This window comes from Mycobacterium sp. NGS57 (genome assembly GCF_059812405.1).
This window is the reverse complement of the sequence record NZ_JCALCP010000010.1, coordinates 1-11,961: the sequence shown is the minus strand read 5'-3', so window position 1 is coordinate 11,961 and position 11,961 is coordinate 1. Positions and strand designations below refer to the sequence as shown.

12 protein-coding genes and 1 tRNA gene are annotated in these 11,961 nt (G+C 68.0%); 4 read left to right on the top strand and 9 right to left on the bottom strand.

All coding sequences use genetic code 11. From position 1 onward, the window contains the following. Window positions 1–4 precede the first annotated feature (4 nt). Both AC5Y43_RS19215 and AC5Y43_RS19210 read right to left on the bottom strand, forming a co-directional pair. Window positions 5–760, bottom strand: coding sequence for a dienelactone hydrolase family protein (locus AC5Y43_RS19215; protein WP_499975019.1), 756 nt, complete (start codon window positions 758–760; stop codon window positions 5–7). A 25-nt stretch (window positions 761–785) separates the two neighbouring features. Beyond that, window positions 786–1,538: a hypothetical protein gene (locus AC5Y43_RS19210; protein ID WP_499975017.1), complete on the bottom strand. Its 753-nt coding sequence runs from the start codon at window positions 1,536–1,538 to the stop codon at window positions 786–788. Between the two features lie 335 nt (window positions 1,539–1,873). Between AC5Y43_RS19210 and AC5Y43_RS19205 the strand changes: the two genes are divergently transcribed. Further along, on the top strand, window positions 1,874–3,376 hold the full coding sequence (locus AC5Y43_RS19205) for a serine/threonine-protein kinase (protein ID WP_499975374.1): 1,503 nt from the start codon (window positions 1,874–1,876) through the stop codon (window positions 3,374–3,376). Between the two features lie 6 nt (window positions 3,377–3,382). On the opposite strand, the gene AC5Y43_RS19200 is transcribed toward AC5Y43_RS19205, so the two are convergent. The 6 genes from AC5Y43_RS19200 to AC5Y43_RS19175 form a co-directional block, all read right to left on the bottom strand. Next, window positions 3,383–4,279: a hypothetical protein gene (locus tag AC5Y43_RS19200; protein WP_499975015.1), complete on the bottom strand. Its 897-nt coding sequence runs from the start codon at window positions 4,277–4,279 to the stop codon at window positions 3,383–3,385. A 336-nt stretch (window positions 4,280–4,615) separates the two neighbouring features. After that, window positions 4,616–5,824 (bottom strand): class I SAM-dependent methyltransferase, encoded by a 1,209-nt coding sequence (locus tag AC5Y43_RS19195; RefSeq protein ID WP_499975013.1) that lies wholly within the window; start codon window positions 5,822–5,824, stop codon window positions 4,616–4,618. 13 nt (window positions 5,825–5,837) lie between these two features. After that, on the bottom strand, window positions 5,838–6,353 hold the full coding sequence (locus tag AC5Y43_RS19190; RefSeq protein ID WP_499975373.1) for a lipoprotein LppJ family protein: 516 nt from the start codon (window positions 6,351–6,353) through the stop codon (window positions 5,838–5,840). Between the two features lie 38 nt (window positions 6,354–6,391). Next, window positions 6,392–8,236 (bottom strand): putative alpha/beta hydrolase, encoded by a 1,845-nt coding sequence (locus tag AC5Y43_RS19185; protein ID WP_499975012.1) that lies wholly within the window; start codon window positions 8,234–8,236, stop codon window positions 6,392–6,394. Between the two features lie 98 nt (window positions 8,237–8,334). Beyond that, window positions 8,335–8,640: a hypothetical protein gene (locus tag AC5Y43_RS19180; RefSeq protein WP_499975010.1), complete on the bottom strand. Its 306-nt coding sequence runs from the start codon at window positions 8,638–8,640 to the stop codon at window positions 8,335–8,337. Window positions 8,641–8,758: 118 nt separating this feature from the next. Next, window positions 8,759–9,157: a YchJ family protein gene (locus AC5Y43_RS19175; protein ID WP_499975009.1), complete on the bottom strand. Its 399-nt coding sequence runs from the start codon at window positions 9,155–9,157 to the stop codon at window positions 8,759–8,761. A gap of 88 nt (window positions 9,158–9,245) precedes the next feature. Between AC5Y43_RS19175 and AC5Y43_RS19170 the strand changes: the two genes are divergently transcribed. Then, window positions 9,246–9,401 (top strand): hypothetical protein, encoded by a 156-nt coding sequence (locus AC5Y43_RS19170; RefSeq protein ID WP_499975008.1) that lies wholly within the window; start codon window positions 9,246–9,248, stop codon window positions 9,399–9,401. A gap of 38 nt (window positions 9,402–9,439) precedes the next feature. On the opposite strand, the gene AC5Y43_RS19165 is transcribed toward AC5Y43_RS19170, so the two are convergent. Then, window positions 9,440–9,513: transfer RNA gene (locus AC5Y43_RS19165), tRNA-Leu, on the bottom strand. 354 nt (window positions 9,514–9,867) lie between these two features. Between AC5Y43_RS19165 and AC5Y43_RS19160 the strand changes: the two genes are divergently transcribed. After that, window positions 9,868–10,686: a PPE family protein, SVP subgroup gene (locus tag AC5Y43_RS19160; protein ID WP_499975006.1), complete on the top strand. Its 819-nt coding sequence runs from the start codon at window positions 9,868–9,870 to the stop codon at window positions 10,684–10,686. Window positions 10,687–10,722: 36 nt separating this feature from the next. After that, entirely contained in the window at window positions 10,723–11,913 is a 1,191-nt protein-coding gene (locus AC5Y43_RS19155; protein ID WP_499975005.1) for a PPE family protein, read from the top strand. The last annotated feature ends 48 nt before the right edge of the window (window positions 11,914–11,961 follow it).

Below are 11,961 nucleotides of genomic sequence, written 5' to 3'. Positions count from 1 at the left end.
GCACCTAGCCTTTCAGGTGGGCGGCGAAAAAGTCGTCGATGCGGCGCCAGCCGTCCACCGCCGCTTCCGGCCGGTACGCCGGGCGGTCGACGGAAAAGAACGAGTGGCCGGCGCCGTCGTAGGAGTGGAATTCGTGCGGCTTGCCCAGCCGGGTCAGCTCGGCGTCCAGCGCGGCAACCCCGTCGGGCGCCGGGAACATGTCGTCGGCGCCGAACAGGCCCAGCAGCGGGCAGCTGAGGTTCTCCGCCAGTTGCAGGATCGGTTTCATGGTCTTGGGCATGCCCTCGGGCGCGTCCTCGACGATGAAGGCGCCGTAGCAGTCCACCGCGGCGTCGAACGGCAGCGAGCACGCCGCCAGGTACGCGTGCCGCCCGCCCGAGCAGTGCCCGATGACACCGAACTTCCCGTTGGCGCCCGGCAGCGAACGCAGGTGTTCGACGGCGCCGCCGACGTCGCCGACCAGCCGGTCGTCGGGCACGCCACCGGCCGCGCGTGCGGCCGCGGCCGCGTCGTCGGGTGCGGCGCCGGGCGCCTCGCGTGAATACAGGTTCGGCGCCACCGCGTGAAAGCCGCTGACGGCGAGGCGCCGGACGAACTCCTTGGTTTCGCGGTCGTAGCCGGGCATGTGGTGGATCCACACGATCCCGCCGCGCGAGCCGTCGGCGAGGGGCATGGCGCGGTAGGCCTCGATCTCGTCGCCGCCGTGGCCGGTGATGGTGATCGTTTCAGCGCGGATGGCATCTGGACTGGGCGTGCTCATATCGCGATGCTCCTTTGGTTTCCGGCTAGTGCCGCTTGTCGCGCACCTTGTAGGTGGACGGCCACGACTTGCGCGAGTCGTCTCCGGTCAGCGGCGTCCCCATGCCGCCGACCTTGACCTGGTAGGCCTCCTTGCCGGGACCGACCTCGCGGTTGGCGTGCTCTTGTGCCAGGTAGTACAGCTCGTCGATGGTGGCTTCGTCGTAGGCGACGAACGAGGTCTCGCGGGCGACGTCGTCGATCCCGGTCAGCATCCGGGCCGGGATGGCCCGCGACGCCAGCGCGGCCAGGCCCAGCAGCGAGAACGGGATGATCCAGGAGCACACGTACGAAAGCGGGGCCCTCGCGTCCAGGGCCGCCGGGATCGCCGACGACACGGTCATGCCGGCGAACGCGGCGATCCAGACCCAGGTCAACACGGCGACCGAGCGGGCGAACAGCTCCGTCCTGACGACGTCGTCGGGCTGTTCGGCGGCGGCGAACTCCCGCACGAACGGCTTGCCGGTCAGCGCGCCGGCGAGCGCCACCACGAGGGCGCCCGCGATGCTCAGCGGCAGCATCCAGCGCTGACCGAACGCGTCGCCGAGCGCGAACGTCAGGATGGTCAGCACCAAAAACGTTGCGACGGCGCCGGTTTGGAAGAGCTTGTCTCCGGTGCGGTCGATCGCGAACGTCGCGACGGCGAACGCCAGCGCGATCAACGCGGCGGCGACGAGCGGGACGTGACCGACGAGCAGCCAATAGACGATCCACGGTGCCAAGCGAATGAGCATGCCCACGATGGGTCAGTTTATGAGTGAAGGTTCGCCGCTTCCTCGGGGGCGTGGTTTTCGCTCAGCTCGGCCCGGAATGACCCTTCGCTGATGACAACTAGCGCGTCTCGCGGGCAACAATCGCGACTCCTAACCATTCCATGCGTATTCGTCGGCTTCGGCGCAGACGCCGCGGAAGGCCGGCTGGATGTGCGCGACATCGGCATCGTCGTGACCGATACCGGCCGTCCCCAGCACCCTGAGGTCTTCGGATATTGGCCCGCGATGTCGGCCCTGCGACGGATACTGCTAGTCGAGCGAAGGGAGGTGTCGTGGTTTCGGCAAATGCCCGCATCGGAACGATGTTCGGCAAGTACAAGCTCAACCGAGTGCTTGGCGTTGGTGGCATGGGCGAGGTGTACGAGGCTTACGACACCACCAAAGACCGCACGGTCGCGTTGAAGATCCTGCGCCAGGAGTTCTCCAATGATGAGCGGTTCCGGACCAGATTCCAGCGGGAATCGCGTGCCGCGGCGATATTGGAGGAACCCCACGTCATCCCGATCTACGACTGGGGCGAAGCCGACGGCAGCCTTTTCATCGACATGCGGCTGGTCCGCGGACAAGACCTGAACGAACTACTCAAGCAAGGCCCGCTGCAGCCCGAGCGCGCGGTGGCAATCATCCGCCAGATCGCGGCAGCCCTCGACGCCGGCCACGCCCAAGGCATGATCCACCGCGACGTCAAACCGCAGAACATCCTGGTCACTTCGGCCGAAGACTTCGCCTACCTCATCGACTTCGGCATCGCCCAGAACCTCGGCGACACCCGTCTCACGGTAGCGGGCTCGGCGATCGGCTCGTTCGCCTACATGGCTCCGGAGCGGTTCGAAGACCGACCGACGACGCCAGCGGTCGACGTGTACTCCATGGCCGCGGTGCTCTACGAGGCCCTCACCGGTCGTCCTCCATTCACCGCTCCCGGGATCGAGCAGTTGATGGCCGCCCACCTGTCGGCACCCCCTCCGCGGCCCAGCACCGCCAACCCGAGCGTGCCGGTCGCCCTCGACGACGTGATCGCCCGTGGCATGGCCAAAGATCCCGACGACCGCTATGGGAGCGCGGGGGCATTCGGCCGCGCCGCGCAGCGGGCATTGGGCGCAGGCGCCGCATACGGGCCTAACAGTGGCCCCTTTGCGACACAACAAGGCCCGGATGCCGTCGCGGGACCCCCGCCCTACGACGGCGGACCCACCCGCCCGGCATGGCGGCCCACTCCCCGCAGAGCGACCAACCAGCGCCGGCCGTGGCTGGTGCCCGCGGTCATCATCGTCGCCGCCGCGCTGTTGCTGGGCGGCATAGGTGTGATCATCGGGCTGCTCGCGCGTCAAACTCGTGGCCCGGACAAAGCAGAACCGTCGGCCGGCTACGTCACTCCGGCCGCGGCGCCGCCTTACGGGTCGGAAACACCACCGTCCTATCAGCCGCAACCGCTGCCCTCCCCGCCTTACCCGCCCGGCCCGGCGTTGCCGCCCGCGGTGGTTGGGCCGGACAACAGCGCCAGCCACGAATCCTGCGACACAGGTTTCTCGTTGACCAACATGAGCGGCTTTGGGACCCACTCTCAGCGCGGATCCGATGGCACCTCATGCTTTTTCGCCCGCAGCGTCCTACTCGCCTACTGGAATCGGTACGGTAACGCCAGCCGAGATCCGCGTACCGTTTCCGCCCCCGGCGCAGTCCGGTGCCCGACGGTCGGCGGACAGTGCGACGGCAACAATTTCCTCATGCAGTGCGCCGCTTACGCTTCCGATGCGTGGATCACGTGCCGCGGCGGCAACGACGCCATTGTGTACCTCTACTGAGCTCGGCTACCGCCCGCACTGCCCGTAGGGCAGGACATCGAGGTGGGCGTGCAGCCAGTCTGCGATTTCGTTGAGAGCCGTGGTGCCGTCGGCGAAGGACCCCGAATCCGGTTCGGCAGCCATCGCCACTACCAGCGACCCTCGCGGTGCGGGCAGGATGCCGATCTGCCGCACCAAGTAGCGCCCGGACGGGGATGGTCCCCAACCGCCCTTGATCCTGGTACCGGGAAGTCGGCCTAGCCCCCATCGTTGGTCTTCGTCCACCTGTCCCATCAAGCCCAACACCGGCTGGTTGCGGGGCTCACAGGCCGCCGCCGAAAGGAACAGGGCTTGATCGACCAGCGACCAATCGGTCTGACCGAACGCGGTGTATTCGGGCCGCACCTTCTGTGACTGCACTACGGTCGGGTCACCCATTTCGCGCAGCACGGAATCGACCTTGCTGGCTGCGGTCGTCGGAGCACCGAGGCCCTCCCACAGCGACTCCGCGGCCGCGTTGTCTGATTCAGTGATTGCGGCGGTCATCGGCTTGGTCATCTCATCGGTGTTCTGTTGCCGCATCGCCGCGATCACTAACGGCACCTTGATCGTCGACCAGGCCGGCCCCGAATTCCAGCCGCCCAGCGTGGTCGCGGAACCCTTCGAGTCCGCGCCGACAGGACGCAGAACCACGCCGGTCGTGGCATGTAGCTCCAGCTGCAGCTGCGCAAACTCATCCGCAAGACTGGCCGGACTCGGCGGCGCCGCGGTGGGGCGGGCTACCGCTCGAGACGCCGACGAGTTAGAAGTGGCCGTAAAGGACGGCGCCACAGAACTGACCCGCTGTCTCGCCGGTGCGAGCTCGAACGCAACGATCGCTCCTGCGGCAATAATCAGCACCCCACACAGCGCGAGCAACCACACACCGCGCCGCGCCCACAATGGTCGCGAGGCCGCGGGAAGGCGTGCGTGCCGCCCCCCCCTCCCGTTCACGCTTCGACGCTCCGCACCGCCTCCGCGCCACAGTCACAGCTGTGATCGCTACGCAAAACCCCGCAGCCTGAACGGATTAATGGCTCGGGTCGTGCGGCGGTGTTGGTCGGCGAAGTCATGATTCCGCTCACCCTAGCCACAACCCGCTCCTGGTAGTAGCCACGCAGTTCCACCGTTGTGAATTGCACCTGGCGGCGGAGCCCGGCGTTATTTGTTCGCAGCCCTACGCACGCCATTGGCTGCCGGATCTGATAGATCCCAGCGGTGCTAACTGGTGGGCTGCGCCGGCAGCGCCATCGCCAGAAAGTCGAGGCGCCACAGCGAGCGGAACAGGTTGCGCGCGAACTCCCGCGGCTCAGTCGGGGCGCCTCCCGCCACGCACTCGATGATCTGCCGGATCGTGCGATCACCGTCGACGTGCCGGACGAAACGCAGCTGATCCGGGTCGAGCTTCAGCTTCGCGCCGGGCAGCAAGATCTCGTCGCCGGACAGCACGCACGCCGCGCGCGGCAGCGGAACGTAGTCGAGCCACGCGGTCGCCGAGAAGTCGATCGCGTACTGGTCTTTCGGGCGTTCGGGGCGGCAGGCAATGAAGAAATGGGTGGCATTGGCCGTCTGCAGGCGTTCCATCGCCGACCACAGCTCGGTGTCGGGCAATTGGTCCAGCGCTGACTGCAGTCCGCCGGCCGGCGCCAGGAGGTCGTGCGGGTAGTAGGGCCTGTTGTGAAACCAGCCCTGGAATGCCAGTCCCGCGGCACCGACCAGATCCAGGCATTCGGCGACGGTGTAGCTGCGCTGCCGGCTGTGCAGGAACGTGTCGACCAGGGCGCCGTCGGAGCGCAGGTCGCTCGCCACCTTGAGGTAGCTGCGCACCGGGTGGTCGGCAGGCAGCAGTGCGATCGTGTCTTTGACCAGTTGGACCGACGCCTCGTCCTGGCCGAGCCCGAGGTCGCGGAACACCGATTCGAGGATCTCGACCCCGATCCGGCCGTACTTGGCGTAGAGCATGACGCCCAAAGCCCCGTCGGTGCGCAGACATTCGCCCAGCGCCGTCAGCCCGGCCACGGGATCGGCCGTGTGGTGCAGGACCCCGCTGGACACGATGAGGTCGAAATCGCGCCCCAGCGTGGACACCTCGTCGATCGGAAGCAGGTGCAACTCCAGGTTCGTCAGCGCGTGCTTTTCCTTCAGGTAGCGCTCGTGATCCAGCGCGGTGCGGCTGACGTCGATCGCCACCACGTTCGCGGCGCGGTTCATGAACGCGAAGACCGCCGCCTGATAGGTGCCGCACCCCGCGATCAGGATGTCGAGGTCCGGTCGGTAGTCCCGGTCCGGCCACAAGACGCGATGCGCCCAGAACGGATCGAACCAATCCCAATGGTTTTTGGTCCAGGCCTCGAGGTCGGCCACCGGGGGCGGGTACTCCCACCGGTCGTATTGGCCGGACACGGCGTCGCCGCGCGGGTCCCCGGTCACTGCGACGCGGCGATCACGTCAGCTGATCCGGCGGTATCTGCTCGGGGAGGGTGTTGGCTTTCGTCGTCATGTCGCGGCATTCCCCGTAAATGGTGATCGATCCCCCCGCGTTCTGGACCGGAGAGTACGGGTCGAATACCGCGGTGACGCCCTGTTTGCCCACCGCGGCGGCGTGGGTCTGGAAGTCGCCGGGAGCGCCCCAGCCGTGCTGTTTGAGCACCGCGATCATGCGTTGGATCTCGGCCTGCGACGCTTCGAGCGTCGGCGCGTGGTCGTAGGCGAGCCCGACAACTCCACGGAACGGCGCCTCGGCCTGGTCGTTACAGGACTCCCGGCTGAAATGACCCGAGACGCCTTTGAGTCCCAGGGTCACGGCCACCTCTCGGGCCGCGTTGACAACTTGCGCCTTGGATTGTTCCGGAGTCATCGGGTGAGGCACCCCTTCGCTGAGATTCCTTACGGTGCTGCAGGATTGAAGCGCGACGGCGAGCATCGCCGCCGCGATGTAGGCAATCGCCGAACGCCACATGCCGGCGTTGGTCCTCTCGAGGGTGTTGGCCGATTTGTTCAATGGTAGTGGCCGCCCGTGCCGGGCCGGAGTGCCTCCGGGTCGAATTCGTCAGGCATCCAGTAGGTGCCGCGATGCTGGGCGGTCATGTGGTCGCGCGCCAAGGCGTCACCGTGACCGGACGCGATGTCGGCGATGCCGAACAACGATTCGTCTCCGGGCGTGAAGTAGGTGCTGTGGTCCTTCAACGGGAAGGTCAGTCCGGGGACTTCCGCTTTGAATCGGGTTGAGCCGTAGCCTTCGACGGCCGGGTCGTTGCCGAGCCCGATCGTCACCCCGGTTCCGGGCAGGTGGCCCTGGATGCCGCCCAGGTGCGTGATGGGGTCCGACGAGGCGGCGCCGACGTAGACGTGCCCGCCGTCAGCGAGGTGGAAGTCGCCGGCGTTGTGGGCGAGATCGGTTCCGGGACAGCCGACCAGCACGACGTCGTTGGCGTGCATCCCGGATCCCGCCGCGGCGTCGGCCACCGTGGTCGAGCCGTAGGAGTGGCCGACCACGGTCACATGCGACGTTCCGGGTTGGTGGGTTACCCCGAGCGCGTTGACATCCCCGGCGAGCAGACCACCGCCCTGCCTGGCCAGCGACGGTTGCCCGATTTGCGGGTCGAGCGCGCTGTCGGGCGCGTGATATCCCATCCACACCAGCACCGAATCGGTTTTGTTGAGATCGGCCCGGCGGGCTTCGTTGTAGAGGTGTCGCCCGTCGGTGTGACTCAGATAGCCGTCGCGAACGCTGCTACCGGTCCCCGGTACCAGCACGGTGGTGTTGTCGGCGGTGTCGGGATTTCCGATCGCGATGGCTTCCCTGCCCCGCCCGCCGAAGGCTTCGGGATCGTAGGTCTGCAGGAACACCGGGTTCTTGGTGCCGTCGGGGTTGGTGCCGTTGGTGTTCAGTCCGTTGCGCGTCTGCACCGCGTTGTCGTAGCGGATGATGGCCGCCGGCGTCAGGCCGTACAGCTCGGGGTGCTGGGTCACCTGGTCCACCGGCACGTGATGTTGTGCCGCGGCGTTTTCGATGCGCGCGATGTCGTCGTTCAGCACCGCCCGGTTGACCGTGTCACGCGAGACGGTGTCGATGCCGTTGAGGTTGCCCAGCCCGGCCGGATGCTGGGCGAGTAGCTGATCTCGTTGTTGTTGGCTGAGCGAATCCCACCACCGTTTGGCGTCTTCGGGGTTGGTGGTGGGCGGGGGGATGCGAATCTGTTCGGGATGCGGCTGCGCGTCAACCGGCTCAAGGGCGTTGGGGTCGTATCCGTCGGCGCGCAGGCTCGCCAGTGAGTTCTGCAGCGTGGCCGAGTAGCCGGTGCGCGTCGATTGCAGCCGGGCCAGCGCGGCCCGGGTGTCCTGAATGGCGTCGTCCTCGCACGCGGTGATCAACGCGTCGAGCGCGTGTCGGTCCTCGGCGCTGAGGGTGGGATCCCTTTGGGTTTCCGCCGCCCGGGCGATCAGGTCGTCGAGGCGCTGCAGCTGGCCCTCCAGCGTCGCGATCTGCCCCGCGGCGCTGTGCTGCGCCTCGGCCAGCGCGGCGGCGATGTTCTCCAAGTCCACCGCGATCTTGGGTAATTGCAACGATTGCGCACCCAGCGCCGTGGTCACGCGCTGCACCTCGGCGGAGCCGTTGATCGGGTGATCGCCGTCGCGGTGGTTCCAGGCCGCGTCGAAGCGGCTACGGGCTTGCTCGAAGGCGGTGTTGGCCTCGGTGGTGCATCGGCCCGCGGCGTGAAACGCCCCGGCCAGGCTGGAGATCTGCGCCGGGATGCCGATCTGAAGGCTGCGATCGATCGCCCACGGATCCCCGCCGGCTTCGGAAATCAGCGCCGGGATGCTTATGTAACGCAGCCGCATCGCATCGGCGGCAGCGAGCCTCGCGACCGACGATCAACACGATCGACAGTCATCGCCGCCCCTTCTCTGAACCCGTGATCAGATTACGGCCCGGGCTCTCAGTGCGACGCCAGGAGCGCGCGGCCCTCGTCCTGGCAACCGGCAATGAAGTCCGGCCCGGAGTCCACCCGGGCTATCTTGCCGCTTTTGAGGTCGCTCATGAGGACTCGCTGGCAGTACTGGTTCAGGTCGGTGCCGGGGTTCAGCTGCACGTGGTAGTGCTGCACCTGTTCGTCGATGGCCTGTTTGCCTTGCTCATAGGACGGGGAGCCGGGATCGGCCACCGCGGCAGGCCCGAAGACGACGGCAGCGGCTCCAACGACCGCTGCCAGCGTCAGTCCGCGACTGCAATTCACGGGGATCATCGTACGTCCGCATCAGGCTGAGCGAAGCCAGAGTGATTTTGCGGCGGTGTCATAAGAGCCGAATGTCCTTGGCGGCACATGATTTTCAGCATGCCGAGCGTGCGAACGCCAAACGCACCTACAGATCTTCCGTCATGGCGTCGACGTAGAACCATCGGCCGGCGCGCCGCTCGAAGCGACTGCGCTCGTGCATGCTGCCGGCGCGGCCCGCGGACACAAACGAGGCCGTGAACTCGACCTCGGCGCGGTCGTCGCCGGGGCCACCCGCGACGGTGTCGATCACCTCTAGGCCGGTCCAGGTGATGGCGGGGTCGACGGTCACGTCGGTCGGCCGCGTTCGCGGGTGCCACGTGCGGAATAGGTAGCCGGCGTCGCCGCATGCGTATGCCGAGTACCTCGACCGCATCAATTCCTCAGCGGACCGGGCCTGCCGCTCGCCGTCGTGCAGCGGTTCGCAACACGCGCGATAGGAGGATCCGCTGCCGCACGGACACGACGGTCCGAGGAGTTCGTTCATACGACAAGCCATCGTTGCCGGGTTTAGATGGGCCGGAAATGAGGGTACCGAGGGGTATTAGACACATGCCACTAGGAGGTGCGGGATTGTGACCGTCAACGTCTGCCCCGCGTGCGGGTATCCGACGATCGGACCCGAGCTGTGCGCCTTCTGCCGTCCCGTAGTGGCGACCATGCAGCCTCCATTCCCGAGCTTGCTGGCCGAGCCCGGGCAATACGAGCCCCCGATCGCACAGGCGATGTAGTTCCGCCGTCGGCGGTTGATCCCGCGACCGGTTTCTCGTGCCCCCAGTCGGACTCGAACCGACACTGGGCGGATTTTAAGTCCGCTGCCTCTGCCAATTGGGCTATGGGGGCCCGGCGGCGAATGTAGCGCGCGCGGCGGTCCCCTTGGCACCACATCCCGCCGAAAGCGCCGCGTTTCTCAAGATGCATGCGGGCCGCGCGTGGCTTAGGATCGCCGCGCCGTGGCCGCGGTCGCACTTTGCCGGCCGGTCTCAGATGACGGCGCGATGTCGCCCGAAAGCACTCCGTTAAAACTGCCGACAGCCGCGTTAAGAAGCCGTAAACGCCTGTCACCCTAGCCTTTTCCGCCGGGAATGTGGAGGCATGGGTCGTTAGCCTCAAGTCAACGCACAGGGGTCGTTACGGCAACGCACAGAGTCGACTCACCGCAGGTGGGCCGTCGTTTTCGAACACTGGGAGCAGCAGATGTCCTTTCTGACCGCGATACCTGAAGAGTTGCTCGCCGCCGCGGCGCAGCTGGAGGGAATCGGCAACGCGCTGACGGCGCAAAACGCCGGTGCCGCCGCGCCCACGACGGCGATCGCCCCGGCCGCGGCCGACCAGGTGTCGGCTTTGCAGGCGGGCATCTTCTCGGCGTACGGCGGCCTCTATCAGCAGATCGCCGCGGAGGCGCAGGCGATGCAACAGCAGTTCGTCAGCACGCTGGGGTTGAGCTCCGGCACCTACAGCCAGACCGAGGCCGCCAACGTGGCCGCCACGACCCCCGCCGAAAACATCATGGACGGGCTCAGCACCCTGTTCGGCGGACCCCTGGGGAGCACCAACGGCGAGCCGCTCAGCCTCTCGAGCAACCTCGCCAACGAGTTCAACATCGGCGGCGGCAACTGGGCCTCCGCCGCCTCGAACCTGCTCGGGATGACCGGCGGCGGTCTCCTCCCACCCGCCGACGACGCCGCCGCCGCGGCAGGTGGCGCCGCGGCCGCGACGGACGCGGTGGGCATGACAACGCCCGCCCCCGTGGGCATGGCCGCCGCACCGATGGCCGGGCTGGGCCAGGCGACCATGGTCGGCAAGTTGTCCGTGCCGCCGAGTTGGGCCGGCACGATGACCACCCCTGCGACCGGCGTCCAAACCGTGGGCTGGACCGCGGCGGCGCCGCAGGCCGGTCCGGGGACGATCGTGCCCGGAATGCCCGGGCTCGGCACGGCGGCCCGCAACAGCGCCGGCTTCGGCGCGCCGCGCTATGGCGTCAAGCCGATCGTCATGCCCAAGCCGGCCGTCTAGGTAACGGGATTCCGACAAGAGAAACGGACACACGACATGGTTCTCGACTTTGCAGCGTTGCCTCCCGAGGTCAACTCCGGGCTCATGTACGCCGGCGCCGGGTCGGGACCGCTCATGGCGGCGGCGACGGCCTGGAACAACCTGGCCGCCGAGCTGTCCACCACGGCGACGTCGTGGGAGTCGATCGTCGCCACGCTGACCTCCGAGCAGTGGACGGGCGCGGGGTCGGCGGCGGCGGCGGCCGCGGCTCAGCCGTACGTGAACTGGCTGACCACCACGGCCGCGGCGGCCGAGCAGGCGGGCGCCCAGGCGGCCGCGTCGGCGGCCGCCTACGAGGCCGCATTCACCGGGACGGTGCCGCCGCCGGCGATCGCCGCGAACCGGGCGCAGCTGGCCGCGCTCGTGGCGACGAACTTCCTGGGCATCAACACGCCGGCGATCATGGCCACCGAGGCTTTGTACGCCGAGATGTGGGTCCAGGACGCGATCACGATGTACACCTACGCGGCCGCATCGACGGCGTCCGGGGTTCTGCAGCCCTTGATGCCGGCGGCGCCGACCGCCAGCCCGGCGGCGGCCGCCGTTCAGGGCGGTGCGGTTTCGGCGGCGTTCGCCAACGCCGCGGCATCGCCGGCGGCGACGAGCTTCGAGGGCATGGTTGGCAACCTGACCTCGGTATTCAACGGCGGCTACATCGGTCAGGGTTTGCAAAACGTGGTCGACGCGCTCGGCCTGACGGGCCTCGAGAACAGCATCGACGGCCTGATGGGCACGCCGATGCTGTTCAACGGCGTCAACGGGGCCGTCAACACGGCGGCGTGGTTCGTCATGGCCGCCATCCCGAACGCGGTATCGCTGGGGCACACCCTCAACGCCGCCGCGCCGGCGGCCGCGGCCGCCGGCGACGTCGCGGGTGCGGCCGCGGGCGCCGAAGCCGCGCTGGCGGGCAGCGCGGGCGGGGCGATGACGGCCGGCCTCGGCGAAGCCGCGGCGGTCGGCGGCCTGTCCGTGCCGGCCAGCTGGTCGGCAGCGGCCCCGGCGACGTTGGCCTCGTCGGCCGCCCCGCTGGAGGGGTCGGGGTGGACCGTGGCCTCGGAGGCCGAGCCGGTCGCCGCGATGCCGGGCATGCCCGGCGTGGGTGCGGCGGCCAAGGGCGCCGGCGCCTACGGCTCGGGTCCGCGGTACGGCTTCAAGCCGATCGTCATGCCCAAGCAGGTCGTCGTCTGAGGCGGAGAAAAAATGTCGCGCAAATATGAGGAGTTATCGATCGCTAGG

Excerpts from the sequence above, each read along its gene's own strand:
- AC5Y43_RS19215 (WP_499975019.1), bottom strand. The coding sequence starts at position 760 with ATGAGCACGCCCAGTCCAGATGCCATCCGCGCTGAAACGATCACCATC.
- AC5Y43_RS19205 (WP_499975374.1), top strand. The coding sequence starts at position 1,874 with ATGTTCGGCAAGTACAAGCTCAACCGAGTGCTTGGCGTTGGTGGCATG.
- AC5Y43_RS19190 (WP_499975373.1), bottom strand. The coding sequence starts at position 6,353 with ATGTGGCGTTCGGCGATTGCCTACATCGCGGCGGCGATGCTCGCCGTC.
- AC5Y43_RS19185 (WP_499975012.1), bottom strand. The coding sequence starts at position 8,236 with ATGCGGCTGCGTTACATAAGCATCCCGGCGCTGATTTCCGAAGCCGGC.
- AC5Y43_RS19180 (WP_499975010.1), bottom strand. The coding sequence starts at position 8,640 with ATGATCCCCGTGAATTGCAGTCGCGGACTGACGCTGGCAGCGGTCGTT.
- AC5Y43_RS19175 (WP_499975009.1), bottom strand. The coding sequence starts at position 9,157 with ATGAACGAACTCCTCGGACCGTCGTGTCCGTGCGGCAGCGGATCCTCC.
- AC5Y43_RS19160 (WP_499975006.1), top strand. The coding sequence starts at position 9,868 with ATGTCCTTTCTGACCGCGATACCTGAAGAGTTGCTCGCCGCCGCGGCG.
- AC5Y43_RS19155 (WP_499975005.1), top strand. The coding sequence starts at position 10,723 with ATGGTTCTCGACTTTGCAGCGTTGCCTCCCGAGGTCAACTCCGGGCTC.